Source organism: Maribacter antarcticus DSM 21422 (assembly GCF_000621125.1).
Taxonomy (GTDB): Bacteria; Bacteroidota; Bacteroidia; order Flavobacteriales; family Flavobacteriaceae; genus Maribacter; species Maribacter antarcticus.
This window is the reverse complement of record NZ_JHZC01000004.1, coordinates 425,444-447,702: the sequence shown is the minus strand read 5'-3', so window position 1 is coordinate 447,702 and position 22,259 is coordinate 425,444. Positions and strand designations below refer to the sequence as shown.

Below are 22,259 nucleotides of genomic sequence, written 5' to 3'. Positions count from 1 at the left end.
TTTTATTGTGACAAATGGACACAAATTAGTATTTTTACTTTATGGAATTACAAAAATTTCTTGAACACGGTGAAGATTATTTCCTGCCAAATCTCTCCATTGACCTTGTTATAATTGGGTACCAAGATGCAAAATTGAAATGCCTTTTACTTAAACTCGGTAATAAATGGATGCTGCCCGGGGGATACATTAAAATTGATGAATCAACAGGAGATGCCGTAACCCGTATTTTAGAAGAACGTACGAGTTTGAAAAAACCTCATTTTAAATTTCTGGATGTTATTGGTCACAAAGACCGCAAATTTACCAAGGAATTTAAAGCGTTCTTTGATATAAAAAAAATTCCATGGCGGGCAGATTATTGGATAAACAATCGCTTTGTAACCCTGGCCTATTATTCTCTTGTTGCTATAGATGATACAAATCCTAAACCCGGAGATTTTGATGAAGCTGCCCAATGGTTCAGTTTTGATGATTTGCCGGATGTAGGGCTGGACCATGGTGCTATTTTAGATACGGCCAGAAGGAGACTAAAAGAAGATGTACAACGAGAGCAGTTAACATATAATTTATTGCCCAATGAATTCACCATGCCACAGCTTCATAACTTGCATCAGACTATTCTTATGAAGAGTTTGGACCGCAGCCGGTTTCAAAAGAAAATACTAGCTTCAGGAATGTTTGAAAGGTTGCCAAAGGTTAAAAAGGAAACTCCAGGAAGCAATCCCTATCAATATAGTTTAAAATAGTACATACAGGTATTACATATCTAAAGTGTATTCCCATGGCTGATTAATAGAAGACTTAAAAACTGTGATTGTTAGAGGAATTAATTAGATGCACATTCGATTTCCTTTGCTCAATTCTCTTTGGCTTGGAAATTCTTTCCAGGTAAGCACGATACCATCAAATTTCCGGAACGGGGAAAAAATGAATTTGGGGTAAACATTGTAGAATATATATCCATGTTTTTTGCGGATAAACTTAATGATACCTCCTTTTTAAGGAATTAAAAATGCGTATAGAGGACTTGGGAGTGATGAAAAACGTAATTATGGTCGATGATAAAAATATTATAAATCTTGACAAAGCAAAAAGAGATATAGCGGTAGAAAGTTACTGCAAATTCGCTGATGCGGCCAAAATATTGGACTTTACTTCTGTTTCAATTTGGGAAGTATAGAACAAACAGGTACTGCAGAAGAAGAAGCCAACGCTGCCTTGGAAGGATACAGTAAGGAAATGAACACGAAATAAATATCATTGTAGAAAACCATGTTGGGCATTCATGCAATGGAAAATGGCTGGCAGTAATAATGAAAGATGTCAATCACCCAGGGGCAGGTGTACTTTCTGATTTTGGTGATTTCTGTATTAATCCTACCAAACCCGAGACCATGAATATTAATGGTTATAGGAACACCACCTGTTTAGAAAAGTATGATATATATCTAGGCATAGCAAAGTTGATGCCCTACCCAAAAGGTGCGAGTGCAAGACCCATAAGTGTGATGAAAACGGAAATTTAAACGAAATAGATTTGAAACGAATCTTTGCTATCATCAAAAAATCCAGGTTTAAACAGAATTGTTAGCATTGATTACGAAAGAGGACTATTTAACCTTCAAGCAAAGGAAGGCTATTTAAGTAATGAAGAAGGAATAAAGGCCACCAAAAAATTAATTCAAAAATCTGTTAGTTAGCTTTACATAAACAACCATGTTCTTCGTAAGAAAATAAATTCGTTAGAATGCAACCATTTCAGACTGCTAATACCTAAGCTACTATTCATCCTAGATTGCACTCCTTTGCCGATTTTCTACTAACCTGTAATGATATTTAAAATAATTTTATAAAAAATGATTTCAAATGAAAGCAATATATATAAAGTTAAAAAACCGTGTTGAGCATCAAGACACTTCCGTAGCAATAGTTTGTTACATAATCTCGCTAACAGTCTTTTTCATAATGAAAGTACTATCTAGAGAAATTCCTTTGTAGCCTACTTTAAATCACTACCCTGTTAATCATAAATTCTTATATGGCTATGCTATGTATACAGGGTACAAACGGCAGCTTTGCTTTTTTAGCTTAAAAAGTTGTATGAATCATTTGTCTTAAATTATATTAGAACGCGGTATCTATCAGTGGTTTTCTTTCCATAAATAGCTTTGAAATTTTGCTAATCAGGTATATTCAGTTCACACCTATTTTTCAGGATTCTTGCTACCTCACTAATAACATCCTTGGCTAGCAATCGATAGATAGAACTACCAATACTTTGTTTTTAGGAGTGGAAACAATCTAACAACAGCGTATGAACCCATATTCCTTATTAGGTATATACCTGGACCAATAAGCACTGTGCTCTACAAAACGCAAGAATTAATAGTTTGACAATACCATCAATGGCATTAAGCGCAGTGAAATAGTAGCTTCTGTTGCAATAATATCACATCTGCCAGTTCATTTAATCCCAAATACGTCTCTTTAAATGACGTATTATTCCTCAAAAAATAGCTGAAATACGTGATTGAATTATTCCATAATTTAGATTAGGATTCGGTTTTATGTCAAGAACAATATAAAATTCAATATGATTCCCTTGTCAATTAGTAGCCTATCTCAAAAAATGGAATGGTCTTTTACTTTTAAAAGTAAAATTTTAAGCCATCTTAATATATAAAGAAGGAATGACTATCTTTTGTGAAAATAAAATCGACCTACCATGTCAAAAAAATCATCAATTGCGATAAGTTCATTCGTTTGTTTTCTTCTATTTTCAACTACATCAATAGCACAGCATACCCATGAAAATCAAGATTACACACACCATGAGCATGAGAATTCTTCTGTTACCCATAATCATCAGGTAGAACAAACAACAACGAATCAAAGGTCTAAACAGGTAAAGCTTGTAACGGGCCAAGGAGCGTTTGTATTTTTATGGGATAAGGAATTAACCGAGGCTTTTCCTGAAGAAGCGCATGAATTTGAACCTGGCATGCACGGAGGCTTTAATGAAGATCCTGAAACTGGAATCGTTTATACGGGAATTCCTGGGTATGGTCTCTGTTCCATTAGTCCTGATCTTAAGCAATGGAAGACCTTGGGAAGCGATGAGCGGCTAAAGGATAATATACATGGAATCGTATTCTTTATTCATAAAGGCAAAAAGCACCTTGCCGTAACACAAGAAGGAAAAAGAGTACTTGTACTCACCCTGGATGGTAAGATTGTAAGTGAGATTTTAAAACCAACTGGAAGCGAATTCAAGTTTGCTGCAGCCAATGCGTTCTTTTCTTCTGCCGATAGTAATTTTGGCGTAACCGATGTAACCTACCTAAAAGGTACGCTTTATGTAACCCATGGGTATTCTAAAGGAGATTTTGTGATGACCATAAAGGAAAAAGGTGGTGCTTGGAATTGGGGTGAATTGGCATGGGGCGGAAAGGGAGATAATCCTGGTCAATTTCAGACCGCACATGGTATTTATGCCCACAACAAGCACATCCTTGTTGCCAATCGTGCGGCAGGTCAAGTGGTGAAATTCACCAAAAAGGGCAAGTTTGTGGAAACCTTCAATGATATTCCAGCAAATAGCTTAGTTTGTAACGTCTCCTACAAAACAGAGCATTATTTCCTAAATGCTTTGAGTGCCATTGGTGATCAGAAGTCTGCTCCTATCTACGTGCATACCGGTGAAAAACTAGTATCTACTATTATCCCAGGAGATTTAGATATTCCTACATTAACAAACATTCATCAGGTATGGCCTCATTTTATTGAAACTAAAAATGGATTAAAACAGTTGTACTTGCTTGTACATGGATGGAATAAAGGAAAATTTGCCGTCTTAAAACTTGATAAGTAAATGCTTTTTGTGCGAGTATTCTAAGAAGTCCATAAACCAAACTAATGACTACTTCTAGATTATACGTATTTATTTAGGAACGAATTATATTTCCTTATGGAATGATTGTGTTTTGTAGTGAGATTAAAAAAAACAGATTAACCAGAAAATTTTGGACGAAAACTGAATGACTCGATTTAAAAATAGGTGAAAAGCAATGAAGTAGTCATAAGCATCAGATATCTTTTGTTGCTTGCTTTCTTACTAAGTTTTGTAACAAATCTACAATTCTGCTCTGATAAGCCTCAGGTATTCGCCCACCGATAATCCATGCATTCTTTACGAACTTCCTATTTTTAACACTAAACTCTTTTTGAAGGCAGGCTAAGGCTTCCTCCCTTGTAGGTTCGTCCATGTGTCTGTAAAGACGCCTAATGTTGTCTGTCATGGTTGGGTTTGGTATACTATAAAAATATCAGAAAACTTGGTTCAAAAAAAGGAACTTCGTTGTAAAAAAATAAAAAATTATTAACCATAACTTCATTATAATCAAATAAAACTAACAATAACTAAAGATAATACATTTAAGTTTAACAACTTAAACTTCATGCGATGTCAGTTGATTTTGATTTTGAAGTGACACCGAATAAGTCCCTTTTCCTTTAGTACTAAATCGTGTTATATGGTATTACTTAAAATCATAAAACCTATAAAGCAAAGATTTACAGGTTTTATGATGCCTTTCAAAGAATTTTCAGCAGAAAAATAGGAACTATTTCATATTTATAATTTTTGTAATCGTCAATTATTTAAACTTTTAAAAAAACACAGAACGAATCTACAGCGTATTTAATTGGATAAAAGTATATCCTATATGCTTACTATTGTATTTGTAACTAAAATTTCAGACCTCAAATTGAATAAAAAAATATTTGTTGTTAGAAATGATTTGTTTGCACAAAATTTAATATTTAAAAATAAAAAACTCTGGGGGTTCGATTGTATTTCTTGAGGTTTGAAAGCAAAATAAATATAATCCTAAAGTTATTTGAAGTTAATGATGAGTGAAAAAAGGGCCTCTATCTTAAAATAAATATTAGTTTTAGAGTAAATGAAAATTACTTTTCATAAATTAATTTCCTCTTTTTATAGCATGTATTGTGCTATTCTCCACCATTTCTTTTTCTATAAATATGCACTATTATGGTGACCACTTGATGGGTTTTATCCTTTTGACACCCTAGATACCTGATGGAATAAAATCTAATTTTAACTCTTTGGCTATTTTGCATCTTCCCGCATGTAAAAGGGATGAGATAAAACTAAATCAGTTATGGATATTTGTTTATCTGAATGGGAAGTTGTAATTCCAAATAGAACAGCACTACTGGTCTTGTAAGTCAGTTAAACTCCAAGCTATAATTATTAACAACAAGACAGCTCTCTAAAGTATTTATTTTTTTTCACAAACAACCAACGGTAACAGCCGATTAAGTCGCTCATATCGCTTTAAAAATACCCAAAAACTAGATAGTACGTTGTTATTTATTCTCAATAAAAAATTCATGAATAAAAGTTCAAATAAATAAAAGTTTACGGCATTGTGGGTTAATGGCGAGGCAGGAAACCGTAATAGTCTTTTTAATGATTCGAATCCATTCGATGCCCCTAGATGAATTTAAAATATCAAATTCAAATAAAGGATTACTTAACTTTACCAGTTAAATGTTTTATCATCAATAATCATATCTAATTGTTACTAATACATATTATGGAAAAAACAGAATTTATTGAAAAAAATATCTTTCTAAACTTAGAAAACCTTAATGATGGATTTGAAGGTGATTCTAAAGGCTATTTTTCCGAATCAGATTTTGAAATAGTCTTAGAGCGAATCGAGAAGTTAGGAATTGGAATATATGGAATTGAACCTCGTTTTGAAGGGAACTCCATTGATATAAAAATAAATGAAGACTTTAGGAAAAAAGCGACGGATTCAAAATGGTATAAAAAGGCATTTTCTGAATTCAAAAAACAACAACCTAACCTTCAGTATTCAGCCACATATAAGGTTTCAGATAAGTTATTAAATAAATCAACTACTGTAAATAATAAAGAACTTAGCTAAAACTAAAGTTCAAATAAAGGTGGGTTTTCAAACAAGCAACGTAAAACAGACCCATACTTGGATAACGTAAATATCCAAAACAAAAAAAAGCCCTGTAAACAAAATGTTTACAGGGCTTTTCAGCGGAGAAAGAGGAACTATCCATTATTTTAAAGTATATTGATTGTCAGCATATTGAGTTCAAGTAAATGAAAATTAAGCACCAAACTACGCATCTAATTTTCAACTACTTGAACTACAGTTATTTAACTGTAAATTTAAAGATAAAAATGTTTTTACCTTAAAACGGAGTTAGAAATTTTTGCTACAAGTAAAACTTTAAAAACCATTTATATATTTTTCAAACTTTAACATATTCAAAATGTTAACTCCGAGGGTTCGAATGAGTTTTTCAAGGTTCGGGAGCTAACTTTTAATTCTGATTTTTGTTGAATAGAATATCAGTATATCTTAAAAATAAAAAAGGGCCGTAATGGCCCTTTGACTGAGATTTATTGAAATATCAAGTTAATTCTCCATAGCTTTCTCAGCATCTTCCATCATCATATTCTTATCTTCCTCAGCAATTATTTCATGTTCAGAAAGTAAGGTTTGATGTTCTTTTTCCATGTTTTCATGTTCTGAAGTCATCGCCATGTGTTCTTCTTTCATTTCATACATTGTAACCTCACCAGCAGCGTGCTTAGTTTCTAGTTCAGAATATTTGTCCAAAAGGGCAGTATGTAAATCCATAAGCCCTTGGTGTTTTGCAAGTAAAGCACTATGTTGTTTTTCTATTTCAAGGTGTAATGAATCATTTTCAATGGCAGCATGAGCAGCTATCATTTCTTCGTGGTTATCTTTACATTGCATCATGTTCCGCGGTCATTTTTTCATGAGCCATTTCGATAGCAGCATGAGTTGCCACCATTTCTTTATGCTCAGCAGTTTCTGCTGGGTTTTGTTTACAGGAAATAACTGATAAGATAACAGCGCAAATAAGTACGTATTTCGTAGGTATATTATTTATTCAACAGTATTTAATTCTAAGCTATAGTAGAGGTTCTGGAGAAAAATAAAGTAAAAGTATTTGCGATAATCAGGTCTATTTTAATTCTTAAAATACGACAGGTTTCTAAAAAATTATGCTATCGTACGATTTTAATCAACATAAAATGATTAATTTTATACTATCTGTAATAATAAATAATGCAAAGGCCAATACGTAACTATTTTACTGCCTTACTGTTTTTGGTTGTCTTCCTTTTACCAAGGGTTGCAGATTTGCATGCTTTCGAACATATATCTGACGACGACGTTCCAGTCTCTTGCGAACAATGTTATATTACTGCAAATTCACATCAGTTTAATGTATATCTACAGGACGCTACACCGGTTGGCATAAACGTTGTTTTTGTCCCTAGTACCGCTATCGTGTTCCGTTCATACAACAGCCCACTTGCGAAAATAGTTTCACCCACCTCTGTATACAATAAGCCTCCACCACAGTTACTGGTGGGATAACTACGGCTTATAAATTAAGAAATACCATATTTTAACAGCTCAAAGCTTTTATGCTATTGATGATGCGTTCGTCGTACATATCATTAAATAGTAATGTAGATATGTATTTGGTAGTCCGTGTTTATTCTTCAAGAATTAGTGGGAAAATCTACATTTTTCCCGCAAACCCTTCTCTCACATTTTAATAATTCATAATGAAGAAATTACCAGTAACCGTGTTGAGCAGTTTTTTGGGCGCGGGCAAGACAACCCTGCTCAATCATATACTACATAATAAAGAGGGCCTAAAAGTGCCTGTAATCGTTAACGATATGAGCGAGGTCAATATTGACGCCCAAATTGTAAAAAATGAAAATACTCTTTCTAGAACCGAGGAACGGCTAGTAGAAATGTCAAACGGTTGTATCTGCTGCACACTGCGGGAAAATCTAATGGTCGAAGTTGAAAAATTGGCCAAAAAAAATCGGTTCGATTACCTGTTGATTGAAAGTACTGGCATTTCGGAACCTATTCCCGTGGCACAGACCTTTAGTTTTGAAAGTGAGGACGGTAGCATTGACCTAAGCCGTTTTAGCTATGTCGATACCATGGTTACGGTAGTGGATGCCTTTAATTTTTTAAAGGATTTTTCTAGTCCAGAATACCTAGTAGACCGGAAACTGAGCGATATTGAGGGTGACGACCGGACTATTGTAAACTTGCTGACCGATCAAGTAGAATTTGCCAATGTACTCCTATTGAATAAGGCTAATCTGGTAACCGAGGAAGAACTACGCAATCTATACGATATCCTTCACAAATTAAACCCCGGGGCGCGAATACTCCCTTCCACAAACTCCAAAGTACCCTTACTGGAGCTGTTGAACACCAATCTTTTCGATTTTGAAGAGGCTGAAAATTCTGCAGGTTGGATCCGCGAACTAGAAAACGAGCATCTCTCCGAAACAGAGGAATACGGAATCGGTCCGTTCGTCTTCCGCAGTAAAAAGCCTTTTCACCAAGAACGCTTTCTAAACTTTACTAAGGCTCAGTTTCCAACTTCAATTATACGCAGCAAAGGCCTTTTCTGGATTGCTACACGACCTAACGAGGCACTAATCTGGAGTTCTGCAGGTGAATCGCTAAAGACAGATCCAGCTGGAGTTTGGTGGGCATCCATGCCCTTCAAGGAGCGTATCAATTATGCCGCTTTCGTTGATAATCAAAAAATGATAGAATCAGAATGGGAAATTCCTTTCGGGGACAGAAAGGTAGAACTGGTCTTTATTGGTCAATACATTGACAAAGAAGCTATAATTAAACAATTAGAAGGTTGTTTGCTTACCGAAAACGAACTAAGCAAATGGAACGTGGAAAAGTGGCCTAAAGAGGATAATTGGCCTATTCCCTCCGGCCTTGCCAACGCACATTAAAACAAGAAACGACATGATTATCACAAACAATCTCACGAAAAAGTACGGTGACTTTACCGCTTTGGACCACTTAGAACTGCGGGTAAAAGAAGGTGAAATCTATTGCCTTTTGGGTGCAAACGGTGCTGGAAAAACTACTACGATTAACTTGTTATTAGGTTTTATCCAACCTAGCTCGGGAAGTGCCTTTATCAATCAATTGGACGTTCAGGAAAACCTTTTGGAAACCAAGAGATTTTTAGCCTATATCCCAGAAAATCTGATGTTGTACCCAAGCCTGAGCGCAGTAGAAAATCTGGATTATTTCTCTGGAATTGGGGGTAAAAATTTGAATAAAACACAATTGGAGGAATTTTTAGAGGAAGCAGGACTCCAATCTGATGCTTTTCATAAAAGGATTAGTAGTTTCTCAAAGGGCATGCGCCAAAAGGTAGGTATTGCAATAGCACTCGCAAAGGATGCCAAGGTACTACTGCTTGACGAGCCTACCTCTGGCCTAGATCCAAAAGCGAGTAATGAGTTTGGCCATTTGCTCCAAAAACTGAGAGCAAAAGGAGTGGCTACCCTAATGGCCACACACGACCTTTTCCGTGCCAAGGAAGTCGCCACCCACATCGGTATTATGAAAGATGGACAACTGAAACAACAGTTTGTGGCAGATGCAATCTCACTTTCCCAATTAGAAAAGGCCTATTTAGATACGATGGAATACAAAACAATCGCCTCATGATACGGAAAACCATCAACAAGGAACTAAAGGAATTGTTCAGGGACGGTAGGGTTCGCACCAGTTTGTTAATTGTGCTCCTGCTTTTAGGCATCGCCGTTTGGATCAGCAGCCAACAGTATCAAAAAACCAATGCCGATTATGCCGCTGCCAAGGTCAGCGAACGTGAGGTATGGGATAATCAGGGCGAAAAGAACCCCCATTCGGCAGCACATTATGGTACCTATGCTTTTAAACCAAAATATCCCTTATCATTGGTAGATCAGGGAGTGGATAAATATGTAGGCACATCAATCTTTTTGGAAGCGCACAAACGAAACGAGGCACAGTTCAGCGCAGCGACCGACCAGACCGGACTAGCTCGCTTTGGAGATTTAACACCCGATTTCATTTTACTCTTCATCATACCCTTACTTATTGTTTTATTGGGTTACAATGCGTTTACCAAAGAACGGGAACTAGGAACACATGCCTTGATAAAAAGTTCAGGAGCCAAAGGTTGGAAGATTGTTTTGGGCAAATGGACAGCCTTATTTTTACCGGTTTTGACCATAACGGTGGTGCTCTTGCTGTTGGCGGGGCTCGTATTGTCCAACCTACAAGATTATGGGGTGTTTCAATGGAATTCATTACTCGTATTGGGCTTGGTATACCTACTCTATTATGCTGTTTTTACCAATTTGGTACTCTGGGTTTCCCAATGGACCAAACGTTCTGGAATCTCTTTGGTTATTTCCCTCTCTCTTTGGATTATTGCCTGTTTGGCTGCTCCCAAGGCGGCGAGTAATATTGCCGAGGCTAGGCACCCCTACCCTACACGGCAAGAATTTGCCGCAAATGTGCTAAAGGATAAAGATGCAGGTATTGACGGACACAATCCTTGGAGCAAGGAGGCAAAATTGTTGGAAGAACAAGTCTTAGCAGAATATGAAGTAGATAGTCTTCAACAACTCCCTTTCAATTTTAGCGCATATCTGGCACAAAAAGGGGAAGAACACGAGGCCGAGGTGTATTTTAAGCATTACAACTACCTCAAGGAACAATATGAAAACCAATCGGGAACTTATCGTAGTTTGGCCTTGCTATCGCCATTTCTTCCAGCTCGTTTTCTGAGTATGGCCATCGCCCAGACAGACTATGCCACGCATTGGGATTTTTCCGATGCGGCAGAAAATTATCGAATCGCCACCCAAGAGTTCTTGAACAACAATACGGCTCAAAACACTAGATATGGAGAAATTGGCTACAAGGCCACCGCAGCGTTTTGGCAAGAATTGCCACCATTCGACTACAATCCTCCTGAGCTTGGCCAAATACTGAAAAACAACCGTTCCAACTTCGGCATATTAGGACTGTGGGCTGTTTTTTCCTTTGGTCTGTTATTCTTTACTACTAAAAAAAACAACGATGTTACGATATAACTTCAAATACGAATCGATACTACTTTTTCGCAGCAAATGGATACAGGTATTAATAGGCATATTAATAATGCTATTTGGTTTTGCTACCTATAATGGGCAGCAGAAGACACAAAAAAGGAAGGCGGATATTGAAAAGGTGACTGCCGAGATACGAACGTCTGACCAAAATATGTTGAAACTATTGGATTCGGTGGAACATGGCCTCACAGTAACTGCCCGTCCTTGGACTATTCCAAATACGCCCATGGCGGTAGGTAATTATCATCCGAGAGTGGCGAGTAAACCGCCATCCGAACTTTCGTTTTTGGCCACGGGGCAGAGCGATATGTTTACACATTTTGTTAAGCCGACAGTTAGGGGTGACGACCTTGCCCTTAATTTTTCTGAAATGACCAGTCCAGTACAATTACTTTTTGGCAGTTTTGACCTTGCTTTTGTCATCATTTTTCTTTTGCCCCTGTTGATTATAGCTTTCTCCTATGATGTACTTTCCTCGGAACGGGAAAGCGGCTCACTTCGGCTATTGGCGGCACAGCCTATTTTATTATATAAATGGCTAATGCAAAAATTAGCACTCAGATTCTTCTGGCTAGCAGCAATTACAACAGCTACGGTACTATTGGTGTTTTTAGCGAATCAAGTTCCTGTATCGAACAATTTTAGCGCAATTCTTAGTTTTTTGGGCATTAGCTTGACCTATGTGCTCTTCTGGTTTGCGCTCGCCTTTGCCGTGAACCTATGGGCAGAAAGCTCGGCAAAGAATGCAGTCGCCCTATTGGGCTTATGGGTGGTTTTTGTACTATTGATTCCCTCTATACTAAATCAATTGGGCAGTACCCTATATCCCATACCCTCGCGCGCTTTAATGGTTAATGAGATGCGAACCATTAAGGCCGAGGCCACGGAACGCCAAGATGTAATCTTGGACAATTACCTCAGAAACCATCCTGAATATGCGGTCAACGATACTACACAGGAGCGTTCGTTTTGGCACAGCTACATGGCATCTCAGAATTTGATTAAAAAAGAGTTGGAACCAGTTTTGTCCAAGTACGAAAATCAATTGCAAAAACAACAGCAGTTACTTGATCATTTTACATGGCTTTCTCCAGCTATTTTAGTGCAGAGATCTATGAATCAACTGGCAGATAATGGCAGCGAATCTTATGAAGGATATCGCAATCGGGTGATTGTCTTCGCAGGGGAATGGCGCGACCATTTTTTACCAATGCTGTACAACAACCAAGCTTTCAGTTCCGAGGATTATGGTCAATTACCGGAGTTTACTTACACACCAATTAACAACCAATCCCAGTCTTCCGTATTGGTGATACTGTTATGTTCAGGATTAGTGGTTCTTGGGGTCGGAGCTTTACGTTTTTATGTTTCGTCGGATGAAAAACATAGCATTATTTAACCAAAAACAGTCATCATCAAACTTTAAACTATACGTATACAAAAGCTGAAACATTTACAAAAATGCAGAAAAGGAGGAGTTAAGACTAGAAAGATTTTAGGAGTAATTAACGCCATTATTAGTGGTGATTATTTCCTTATAGCACCTAACAACGTAGAGGTCAAAGTAGCATATATCATTATAAATAAGACTTTCAACCGCAACGAATTTGGAGTGAATCTTTTTCATTTTTATGTCCACTATAAAATGATAACAATATGAGCAGGGATTGGGAAATTGAAGGAAACAGATTGTTCTTGGTGTGTCCAAGCGAATTTATCGAACCCCAAATTCGGAAGAGGTTTAAAGGAAATTCCTATTTCTATACGTCCGTAGGTATGTTTTTTAATTGGGACAAAACAACGCAAGGAGACATAATTAGGGTACTGCAGCGGAGAAATATATCTGAAATTCATTTCGTCGGTACCATAGACAACCCCTACTACAACGGATTTTTACATAATTCGATATTACCCTTATTGCAATCCGAGAAAAACAACTCGGTCCCTAGTAATACAAATCTAAAATCTAAAACTACTCGGTCACTTAGTGCAAAAGGTAAAACGCAATTCCTGCTTGCAAATCATTTGGCACGGCAGATTATCCGTCTAAAAGAGAGCACTTATTTAGGTGCATATATTAGCAAAGAGGTTATACGAATGAGCGCACATATGTATGACTCAACACAAGATAATTTTTTAAATGCTTATGAAGTTAACCTGCAGCCAATATTGCTACAGGGAATTTGCACCAACTGATTTCAATAAAATTAATGAACATTAAAACCATTCTTATACTAACTACATCTCTGATAATTGCGAAAGTTTTACATGCCCAGAAAACAGAAATCTCAGGAAATGTTATGGACGAAAGCGGAAATCCCTTGCAAGACATTACGGTTCAATTGAATCCAGATGGGAACTATACCAGCACAGATGTTTCAGGGTACTTTGGTTTTAGCCTAGCAGTAGAAAAACAATATACCTTGAAATTCTCTTCCATCGGTTTCCAAACCCTAGGTAAGAGGGTCTCTCTAATGACGAATCAGCAGATACGACTAGAAATAATACGTAAAGAGGCAACTGCGGCTTTGTCCGAGGTTACCGTAATTGGCAAATCCAAATCACAAAAAGTTCGGGAAGGTACGGTCAATGTTTCAGTTTTAGAGACGGAACAGTTTCGTGTCAGGAATACCAATACTAGCGATATCATTAAACAGATTCCTGGGGTAGTCGTACGTCAAACAGGAGGTTTTGGTAGTACTGCCGAAGTATACCTTAACGGGATGACGGGTAAACGCACGATTTAGTTGGGAATACATGCCCTTGTCCTGTATTTATCTGGTATGTAACGATACGCAAACGAATGTTTTTGACCCAGTACAACAGACTACCCAGTTCATTAGCAAGATTACTTTTTTAAAACCATTTTAAAATTTAGGCATATTTTGAAGACGATGTATGATGCAACACAAACGAACATAGCCATGAAAAATCTAGAGGTAAACAGACTTAAGAATAGCGATTTAATAAAATATAATACGCTTGCAGCACTTGTACTTGCTGTTTTCTTAGTGTGCACCTATTTTATGGCGACGAATGAATCAATATGGGTATCTGATTCCCTAAATACCATAATTAAAAATAATTATAATAATCTATGGGTTTATAAATTTGCATTCTTTTTCTATGGGTGCTTGCTTTATTATGGTTCGTTTACCAAAATAGTCCTATTTGGTATGAAATTAGCAGCATTACCAGAATTATTTATTGTTTTCTATGGTGTAACATATAGCCTTCATGGATTCTTTTCTTTTGAACCAATAACAGATAGCGCTGCGCTATTAGGTAAAGGTTTTGAAACGTTTTATGTATTATCAAATACGGCACATCTGCTACTATTGCTCTCGGTATTGTTTCATAGTATTCTAGATACAGGATTTAGAACCGCTCACTTTATTTTTTTCTTAACGGCCGCAACACTCTTCATTTGGACCATTTATAATCATCCAAATACTAGTATAGCAGAACCGTTTTTATATATGGTTCAGCTGCTATGGCTAGCTGTATTTTACAACAGAAGTAAAAAAGTAGAAACTATAGGAATTGAATCCTAAACGCTATGTATTAAACGATATAAACTAATGAAAACCACAATCCTTTATCTCTTATGTATTCTGCAACTAGTCTTGTTGTCATGCAAACAAAATACTGGCGAATCCCCTACCCCTACTATTGATTACCAGAAGATTGATATGCTATTCGAACAAGAAACATCAGATATATTGTTCAATCATTTGTATATAACGCTGGATAGTATTTCTTATTCCCAATTTTTAAAAGCATCTCAATGGATGGAATCTTATGCGGCAATCGATGAGGGTTTGCCAAATTTTCATCCCATAACTGAAAATACGACCACAAGCTATTTAAGAGGACATCATCACTACGTCGAAATTCTAGGGCCTGATAATGCCTACGGAGCAGCCAAAGGTAAAAGTGGTATTGGTTTTTGCCTAACCCACCATAAAGAATCATTTAATGATAGTATAGCGCCCAAACTTAAAAAGGAAGACACTCCTTATTTAGCTTTTTCAGAAACCATTGTGCAACCCTTAGCAGCAACAGAGGACGTTTGGTTCAAAGCATTTTATACAAAAGGACCGAAAACCAATATGCAAAGTTGGTACGCATTTTACAATCCAGAATTCCTGACAAGTCTGCATGGTTCAGAACATGAAAACTATGCTAGAGACCTATTTTTAAAGAAAACATATGCACCGGAAAAGCTCTTTAAAGGGATTTCTAGCATCGAATTGGCCTGTAATCAAGCTGATTATAATCGTATTGCACAGGAAATGCGTCATTTGGGCTGCCCCTTGTTAAAAAAGGTAGGTGATACCCTTACGGTACGCAGCGGAGATATCGACATCAAGCTGATGTTACATCCAGAACAAGAGCAAAGCCATATTCACAAACTGCTTTGCACCTTGAATCGAGCGGATGAAAGTGTGAAGGCATTTGGAGATTTGGTCATTATCAATTCTGGCCATCAATCCGTATGGACTTTCGCAAATACCTATGAATAGCATTCTTAAATCAAATATTAATTTTAAAACTCGAAAAATGAGAACATTGAAAAGCACAATTTACCTAGCAATGGCAGTAGGAATCATTGGTTGTAAAGACCAGAAAAAAAACGCAACCACCCAAACCGAAACCCAAGTGGAAGAGGTCATGGAAACGTCAAAGGCACCATCCATTACCTTAGAAAAGTTGGAGGGTTCCCCTGCCTATTTAAATGCTGCTTTGGGAATGAAACAACCAGCAAGCGGAGAAATAAAAGGGGGCGGAGAAACGGATTTTTCCTTTACCGTGGACAATTATGAACTGGGTGCACAAACAACAGGACCCAATACAGAGGCACTAGCAAACTCCGGTAAAGGGCAACACATTCATTTTATTCTGAACAATCAACCTTATTCGGCGCACTACGAACCCGATTTTAAAAAAGAACTACCCGAAGGTGTACACCACTTGGTTGCTTTCTTGAGCCGGTCCTACCATGAGTCCGTAAAGAACCCAAACTCGGTCGTCGTTAAAAAACTTAGTGTCGGTACTAACCCAGAGGATACCGTAGGAATGGACATATCGGCACCTACTTTAATCTATAGTCGCCCAAAGGGAACCTATAAAGGAAAGGATACAGAAAATCTCTTATTAGATTTCTTTGTACTTAACACCACACTTTCCGAAGAAGGTAATAAGGTACGTGCTACTATTAATGGTCAAGAGTTTATCATAACCGAATGGGCACCACAAATCATTAAGGGCTTGCCTATGGGAGAGGTATCGATAGATTTGGCCTTAATAGACGCTAAAGGAGACTATATTCCCGGACCTTTTAACAAAGTGAGCAGAACTGTGACGCTATCAGAATAATCATTTTTATCAATATACAATAGTTACCGTGCTTATTCCGATAGGTGTATTCTCCTCTAGGGAACGCTCTGAAATTTAGTAACTACCATCTGTTTAGTATCATTTTAATAACAAACTAATACCATGAAGAAGTTATTAAGAATAGTAACCTTTTTTCTTTTAACTGTAGTTTTTCTTTACAATTGTAAAGAAAAACCGACCCCAACAACAGTTACAAAAACTGAAACTGAAGAAGAATTAGTACAACGGGCCTTAGAGATACATGACCGCATTCTAACCTTGGATACGCGCGGATACCCCTTTGCGTATGATAGAACCAGGGTTTCCATCTACTGTAATTCTTAGATAAATAGGTGCATGCCCACTTTTGTCTATGTCGTTACCTCTAGGATAAAAAAGAACTGAGAATCTATTTTGCATCGGTGCGTAGTTTTTGTTCCAATTAAAGATACAAAATACAAGAACACGAATAACCTATAAGTAATTGTATGTCAGTATTTAACAGTTAATTCGTTGCGTATTTTAGTTTGAAAATTTACGCACCAAATCACGCACCGAATCATTTGGTATTGGATGGTTTTAGATAGTTTTAGATGGTTTTTGTAATAATCAAAAAAGCCCGAAAACATATTGTTTACGGGCTTTTAGCGGAATTTGGTAATTCCTAAGCGGAGAAAGAGGGATTCGAACCCCCGGAGGTGTGACCCTCGCTAGTTTTCAAGACTAGTGCATTCGACCACTCTGCCATTTCTCCAAGTGTCTCATCAGCTATTATCTGAATGCGGGTGCAAATATAGAAAGCTTTTTCTACCTATTATAACCTTTTCATTAATTTAATTTAAAATTAATTTAATCAATAGTCCTTAGTTAAAGTAGTACGACCGAACCTATTCGTCGATATAAATTCATATTCCATGTAAAACTAAATTATACCTAAATGCAAATTACAATCGATACTAAAAGACTTAGGTGTTTTCAGTTGTTGATCAATACCAAACAAATTAAAGGTTCCGGATATTAACTCAGTTCAAATCATTTTTGTTTAAGAATATTAAAAAAGAATTTAAAACTTACTAACTATCAATTTAATTAAATAAACAACCCTAAAGATTGGATACTTCTACAATCCATAGTAGTTTGCTTTTTCATATGCATCGCGTTTATAATGAGCCAGCCATTAGTCAGCATTCTTATTCCCTATAAAAACACATCGGCATACCTAAAGGAATGTTTAGATTCCATTATGGACCAAACATATACCAATTGGGAAGTTATAGCCATAGACGACAATTCTACTGACAATAGCTTAGAAATTGTTACGCTTTACACCAAGAAGGATACACGAATAAAAACTTATCCCAACCATGGAAACGGAATTATACAGGCTTTAAGAACAGCCTATGTTAAAAGTAAGGGTAGCCTAATCACCAGAATGGATTCCGATGATATCATGACTCCTATACGAATTATACAGATGACTAAGGATTTGATTCAATGTGGAATGGGCTTTTTATCCGTTGGACAGGTTACTTACTTTGCTGAGCATGGCATTAGTAATGGGTATGAGCGCTATGCAAACTGGCTAAACGGTTTAACCGCTAAAGGCAGTAATTTCTCCGAATTATATAAAGAATGCGTGGTGCCCTCCCCTTGTTGGATGGTTCATAAAACCGATTTTGATGCCTGTGGTGCTTTTGATTCCGAACGCTACCCTGAAGATTATGACCTTACTTTTAGGTTTTATGCTTCAGGTCTAAAAATTATTCCTTGTAACAAGGTGCTTCTTTTATGGCGCGATTACGATTCCCGCACCTCCCGCACCAGCGCACATTATGCCCAAAACTATTTTTTGGATATTAAACTACATTACTTTTTGAAACTCAATCGGGAAACGGAAAGACCATTGAGCCTCTGGGGAGCGGGTAAAAAAGGGAAGCAAATCGCCCAAATACTCCAAAAGGAAAATATAGATTTTACTTGGGTTTGTGATAACCACAATAAAATAGGCAAGGAAATTTACAGCACTATCATGCAGCCATATCAAGAGTTGGAAAACCTAATCAATTTTCAAAGCATCATTACCGTGGCTAATGAATATGAACAACAAAAAATACGTAACTACTTGTGTACGCTAGGAAAAGTAGCTGCGATAGATTACTTTTTTTTCTGTTAAAAAACTGCGCCCCTCCATTTTATTAATGACAAAATATTTACTAGTCAAGGCGAAAGCTGGTACCTTCAAAATAGGTATCTTTGCATAAGCAAAAACAGGAATGCAGTTTAAATATCCAGAACTTCTTTGGGCACTACTACTTCTAGTCATTCCAATTATTATTCATCTTTTTCAGCTTAGAAGGTTTAAGAAAACACCCTTTACCAACGTAAAACTGCTTAAAAAAGTAGTTTCAGAATCCAGAAAGAGCAGTTCTATTAAAAAATGGTTGCTCCTCTTTACTAGGTTAGGTCTTATTGCAGCGCTAGTAATAGCTTTTGCTCAACCTTTTAAAGCAGATGCCATTGCATTACAGGAGAAGGAGAACATATTTTATCTGGACAATTCCTTTAGTATGCAAGCCAAGACACAAAGTGGCACACTCCTGCAAAGTATGGTACAGGATTTTATTAAAAACGTACCGCAAGAAGAACGCTTCACTTTATTTACCAACGACAAAGTGTTTACCAATGTAGCGATACCCGAAATTAAAAACGAACTGCTTCAACTGCATATTAGCGCTAACCAATTGACTATTAAGGAAATTATTCTGGCAGCAGAAACGTATTTTAAAAACAAAACTGGTACCAGTAAGAACACCATCCTAATTTCCGATTTCCAGACCCGTATGGGGCCAATCCCAACCGACAGTCTTTTAGAAGCAAACATTCACTATGTACAACAGCCTTTACTCTCCCCAACCAACGTCGCTATAGATTCTATTTATCTAAGCACAATAGATACCGATAATTCAGAACTTACCGCCAATCTTTCTTCCAGTTATCCCTTGGAAACCACCGCCATATCATTATACAATGGGGATAAACTAATTGCAAAGACAGCTGCTAAATTCAACCAAAACCAAAAGGCATCTGTTCGTTTTTCTATCGACTCAAACACGTCTATTATAGGCAAGGTGGTACTGTCAGATAACGGTCTCTCCTACGATAACCAATTCTACTTTAATATAAATACGCCTGAAAAACTGAAAGTGCTTGCCATTGGTGCTTCGGATGTAAGCTATCTCTCCAAAATATTTACGAATCCGGAGTTTTCGTTTTCAACGAGTAGTTTAGCACAACTGAACTACGCCACCGTAGCAAATTATAACCTTATTGTGCTCAACGAATTGGAAACGATTCCCACAGGCCTTACCACGGCGATAAAATCCTACACCGAAAACGGAGGTAATATCATCTTAATTCCAGCTCCGAATATTGATATTGAAAGCTACAACCAGCTTGCTACAGCGTATTTTAACACACGGTACACCACTAAAATAAATCAGGAAATTGCCGTTGCCAATGTAATATTTGACCATCCGATATACAAAAATGTCTTTGAAAAAAGAGTAGCTAATTTTCAATATCCAAAAGTAAATAGCTACTTCTCAATAAGGACAACAAACCCAACTGTATTGGGATTACAGAACAACGCTCCATTTTTGATAGGTATAGAAAATGCCTATTTTTTTACTGCCAGTTTATCACAGGATAATTCAAACTTTAAGAGTTCTCCTTTAATAGTGCCCACATTTTACAATATGGGCGTAAACAGTTTAAAGTTACCACAGCTGTATAATATCTTGGGCGAGCCTATTACCGTTGAGATTCCCATATCTCTATCCAAAGATAACATTCTAACCTTGGTTAAAGGAACGGAAGTGTTTATTCCGCAGCAACGCTTACTGCCAAAAAAGGTAGCCCTAACCTTTATGGAGAATCCTACCACAGATGGAACATTCAAAATAGAGAATAATGGTGTACTACTAAAAAACATAAGCTTCAACTACAACAGAGCCGAGAGCATATTGTCCTACTTAAGCCTAAAAAATATACCGACGAATCGTGTCTATGAAACCGTTCCGAGCTTTTTTGAAAAAGCCCAAAAGACAAACAGTATAAACGAGTTTTGGAAATGGTTCGCTATTTTAGCATTGCTATTTGTTTTCTTAGAAACCGTACTCCAAAGATTATTGAAATAAAATAGTTTGTAAACAACCTATAAGGCAAATGAAAATACTCTTAAAATCCGCCAAAATAATAAACTCGAACAACACCGAGCTACATTTAAAGAAGAGGGATATCCTAATCAACAAAGGGATAATAGAAAAAATTGCTATTACCATTGCACCACCTCCAAAAACCAAGGTAGTTGCATATAAGAACTTACATGTTAGCATAGGTTGGTTTGATACGGGGGTTAGCTTTGGCGAACCAGGGTATGAGGAACGAGAAACAATCACCAACGGACTCCTTTGTGCTGCAAAAAGCGGATTCACAGATGTGGTATTAAACCCAAGTAGCTATCCCGTGCCTGACAGCAGTTCTGATATTGTGTTTTTAAAGAACGCAGCCAAAAATCATCTTACAGGGTTGCACCCCTTGGGCAACCTCACCGTTAAGGGAGAAAGTAAATGCTTGGCTGAACTGTACGATATGAAAAACTCCGGTGCAGTAGGGTTTTATGATTATAAACATGCGGTTTCCAATCCAAATCTTTTAAAAATAGCTTTGCAATACGCTCAAGGTTTTAATGCTACCGTTTGTTCGTTTCCTTTGGATACCAAAATCGCAGGTAAGGGAGTCGTTAATGAAGGGGAGGAAAGTACCCAACTGGGATTAAAGGGAATTCCTGCACTTGCAGAAGAACTTCAAGTTGCTCGTGACCTTTTTATTTTAGAATATACCGGAGGTAAATTACATATACCCACTATTAGCACTAAGAATTCGGTGAACCTTATTGCAGCTGCAAAAAAGAAAGGCCTGAAGCTAACCTGTAGCGTTGCTATTCATAATTTAATCTTTAACGATACCAACCTACGGGAGTTTGATACTAATTTTAAAACACTTCCTCCGCTGAGAACCAAAGAGGATAGCAAGGAATTAATCAAGGGTATTAAAAACGGTACTATCGATTTTGTAACCTCCGACCATACACCATTAAACATAGAATTGAAACAAGTTGAATTTGATAATGCCACATACGGAACTATTGGACTTGAAAGTGCATTTGGAGCGTTACTTACTGTAATTGACATAGAAGCAGCCATTGAACTTTTAACCAAAGGAAGGGAAACTTTTGGTATGGAAACACCGCAACTTCAAGAAGGTAAAGCGGCGTCATTAACCCTTTTTGAACCAGTGACTGCGTATCAATTCTCAACCTCAACTATTGTAAGCTCCTCTAAAAATAGCATGTTTTTAGGCAAAATGCTTATGGGAAAAGTAATAGGTACTATAGCCAATAACCAATTGGTGCTAAACGATTAATGAATGGATAAAAATGAAACCGTACCTGGAAAAATGATTGCAATTGTTGCCTATATCACCATTTTAGGTTCTTTGATTGCACTTAGCATGAATGCAGAACCTAAACATAGGTTTGCCCGATTCCATACCAGACAAGCTTTTGGCTTACATGTAATATTTATTGGATTTGGTCTTTTAAATAACCAATGGGGTAATGTATATGCTTTTTATGGCCTTTATATTTTTTACCTTGTACTCTGGTTCTACGGTTTTATGGGTGCCCTTAGCAACAAAGAACAGTCTGTACCTGTTTTAGGCCCTTATTTTCAAAAATGGTTTACTTTTATTCCTTAGA

At 37.0% G+C, this 22,259-nt stretch carries 21 protein-coding genes and 1 tRNA gene; 18 read left to right on the top strand and 4 right to left on the bottom strand.

Annotated elements, in window-relative coordinates; genetic code table 11:
* The first annotated feature begins 41 nt into the window (after nt 1-41).
* The 4 genes from Q360_RS0102020 (at nt 42) to Q360_RS0101990 (ending at nt 3,874) form a co-directional block, all read left to right on the top strand.
* Nucleotides 42-749: an NUDIX hydrolase gene (locus tag Q360_RS0102020; protein WP_027075598.1), complete on the top strand. Its 708-nt coding sequence runs from the start codon at nt 42-44 to the stop codon at nt 747-749.
* A gap of 266 nt (nt 750-1,015) precedes the next feature.
* The gene (locus tag Q360_RS25590; protein ID WP_156949980.1) at nt 1,016-1,183 is read left to right on the top strand and encodes a hypothetical protein; all 168 of its coding nucleotides are present in this window, start codon (nt 1,016-1,018) and stop codon (nt 1,181-1,183) included.
* 133 nt (nt 1,184-1,316) lie between these two features.
* Nucleotides 1,317-1,529: a hypothetical protein gene (locus tag Q360_RS24340; RefSeq protein WP_027075597.1), complete on the top strand. Its 213-nt coding sequence runs from the start codon at nt 1,317-1,319 to the stop codon at nt 1,527-1,529.
* 1,199 nt (nt 1,530-2,728) lie between these two features.
* On the top strand, nt 2,729-3,874 hold the full coding sequence (locus tag Q360_RS0101990; protein ID WP_027075596.1) for an NHL repeat-containing protein: 1,146 nt from the start codon (nt 2,729-2,731) through the stop codon (nt 3,872-3,874).
* Between the two features lie 214 nt (nt 3,875-4,088).
* On the opposite strand, the gene Q360_RS0101985 is transcribed toward Q360_RS0101990, so the two are convergent.
* Nucleotides 4,089-4,301 carry a hypothetical protein gene (locus Q360_RS0101985; RefSeq protein ID WP_156949979.1) on the bottom strand — a complete coding sequence of 71 codons (213 nt, stop codon included), beginning with the start codon at nt 4,299-4,301 and terminating at the stop codon, nt 4,089-4,091.
* A 1,323-nt stretch (nt 4,302-5,624) separates the two neighbouring features.
* Between Q360_RS0101985 and Q360_RS0101970 the strand changes: the two genes are divergently transcribed.
* Nucleotides 5,625-5,981, top strand: coding sequence for a hypothetical protein (locus tag Q360_RS0101970; protein WP_027075594.1), 357 nt, complete (start codon nt 5,625-5,627; stop codon nt 5,979-5,981).
* A gap of 507 nt (nt 5,982-6,488) precedes the next feature.
* Here Q360_RS0101970 and Q360_RS0101965 read toward each other — a convergent pair.
* Nucleotides 6,489-6,836 carry a hypothetical protein gene (locus Q360_RS0101965; protein WP_027075593.1) on the bottom strand — a complete coding sequence of 116 codons (348 nt, stop codon included), beginning with the start codon at nt 6,834-6,836 and terminating at the stop codon, nt 6,489-6,491.
* Between the two features lie 842 nt (nt 6,837-7,678).
* Between Q360_RS0101965 and Q360_RS0101960 the strand changes: the two genes are divergently transcribed.
* From Q360_RS0101960 to Q360_RS0101920, 9 genes are all read left to right on the top strand, one after another.
* Nucleotides 7,679-8,896, top strand: coding sequence for a GTP-binding protein (locus Q360_RS0101960; RefSeq protein WP_027075592.1), 1,218 nt, complete (start codon nt 7,679-7,681; stop codon nt 8,894-8,896).
* Between the two features lie 13 nt (nt 8,897-8,909).
* A complete protein-coding gene (locus Q360_RS0101955; RefSeq protein WP_027075591.1) occupies nt 8,910-9,626 on the top strand; it encodes an ABC transporter ATP-binding protein in 717 nt (238 codons plus the stop codon).
* Nucleotides 9,623-11,044 (top strand): DUF3526 domain-containing protein, encoded by a 1,422-nt coding sequence (locus Q360_RS0101950; RefSeq protein ID WP_027075590.1) that lies wholly within the window; start codon nt 9,623-9,625, stop codon nt 11,042-11,044. Before Q360_RS0101955 ends, Q360_RS0101950 begins: the two co-directional genes overlap by 4 nt.
* Nucleotides 11,031-12,461, top strand: coding sequence for a DUF3526 domain-containing protein (locus Q360_RS0101945; protein WP_027075589.1), 1,431 nt, complete (start codon nt 11,031-11,033; stop codon nt 12,459-12,461). The genes Q360_RS0101950 and Q360_RS0101945 overlap by 14 nt, the downstream gene beginning before the upstream one ends.
* 257 nt (nt 12,462-12,718) lie before the next feature.
* Nucleotides 12,719-13,258, top strand: a complete 540-nt coding sequence (locus tag Q360_RS0101940; RefSeq protein ID WP_027075588.1) for a hypothetical protein — start codon at nt 12,719-12,721, stop codon at nt 13,256-13,258.
* A 14-nt stretch (nt 13,259-13,272) separates the two neighbouring features.
* On the top strand, nt 13,273-13,809 hold the full coding sequence (locus tag Q360_RS0101935) for a carboxypeptidase-like regulatory domain-containing protein (protein ID WP_027075587.1): 537 nt from the start codon (nt 13,273-13,275) through the stop codon (nt 13,807-13,809).
* 177 nt (nt 13,810-13,986) lie between these two features.
* Nucleotides 13,987-14,616 (top strand): hypothetical protein, encoded by a 630-nt coding sequence (locus tag Q360_RS0101930; protein ID WP_156949978.1) that lies wholly within the window; start codon nt 13,987-13,989, stop codon nt 14,614-14,616.
* Between the two features lie 27 nt (nt 14,617-14,643).
* Nucleotides 14,644-15,588 (top strand): DUF5829 family protein, encoded by a 945-nt coding sequence (locus Q360_RS0101925; protein WP_156949977.1) that lies wholly within the window; start codon nt 14,644-14,646, stop codon nt 15,586-15,588.
* A gap of 37 nt (nt 15,589-15,625) precedes the next feature.
* Nucleotides 15,626-16,441: a hypothetical protein gene (locus tag Q360_RS0101920; RefSeq protein ID WP_036194886.1), complete on the top strand. Its 816-nt coding sequence runs from the start codon at nt 15,626-15,628 to the stop codon at nt 16,439-16,441.
* Nucleotides 16,442-16,714: 273 nt separating this feature from the next.
* Here Q360_RS0101920 and Q360_RS25585 read toward each other — a convergent pair whose 3' ends face one another.
* Nucleotides 16,715-16,861, bottom strand: a complete 147-nt coding sequence (locus tag Q360_RS25585) for an Arm DNA-binding domain-containing protein (protein ID WP_156949976.1) — start codon at nt 16,859-16,861, stop codon at nt 16,715-16,717.
* Nucleotides 16,862-17,110: 249 nt separating this feature from the next.
* Nucleotides 17,111-17,195 (bottom strand) — tRNA-Ser (locus Q360_RS0101910).
* A gap of 411 nt (nt 17,196-17,606) precedes the next feature.
* Between Q360_RS0101910 and Q360_RS0101905 the strand changes: the two genes are divergently transcribed.
* The 4 genes from Q360_RS0101905 (at nt 17,607) to Q360_RS0101890 (ending at nt 22,258) form a co-directional block, all read left to right on the top strand.
* Complete coding sequence (locus tag Q360_RS0101905) at nt 17,607-18,614, top strand: glycosyltransferase family 2 protein (protein WP_027075582.1); 1,008 nt, start codon at nt 17,607-17,609, stop codon at nt 18,612-18,614.
* A 100-nt stretch (nt 18,615-18,714) separates the two neighbouring features.
* Nucleotides 18,715-20,637, top strand: coding sequence for a BatA domain-containing protein (locus tag Q360_RS0101900; protein WP_027075581.1), 1,923 nt, complete (start codon nt 18,715-18,717; stop codon nt 20,635-20,637).
* 28 nt (nt 20,638-20,665) lie between these two features.
* Nucleotides 20,666-21,925: a dihydroorotase gene (locus tag Q360_RS0101895; RefSeq protein ID WP_027075580.1), complete on the top strand. Its 1,260-nt coding sequence runs from the start codon at nt 20,666-20,668 to the stop codon at nt 21,923-21,925.
* Between the two features lie 3 nt (nt 21,926-21,928).
* Nucleotides 21,929-22,258 (top strand): hypothetical protein, encoded by a 330-nt coding sequence (locus Q360_RS0101890; RefSeq protein ID WP_027075579.1) that lies wholly within the window; start codon nt 21,929-21,931, stop codon nt 22,256-22,258.
* Nucleotide 22,259 lies beyond the last annotated feature (1 nt).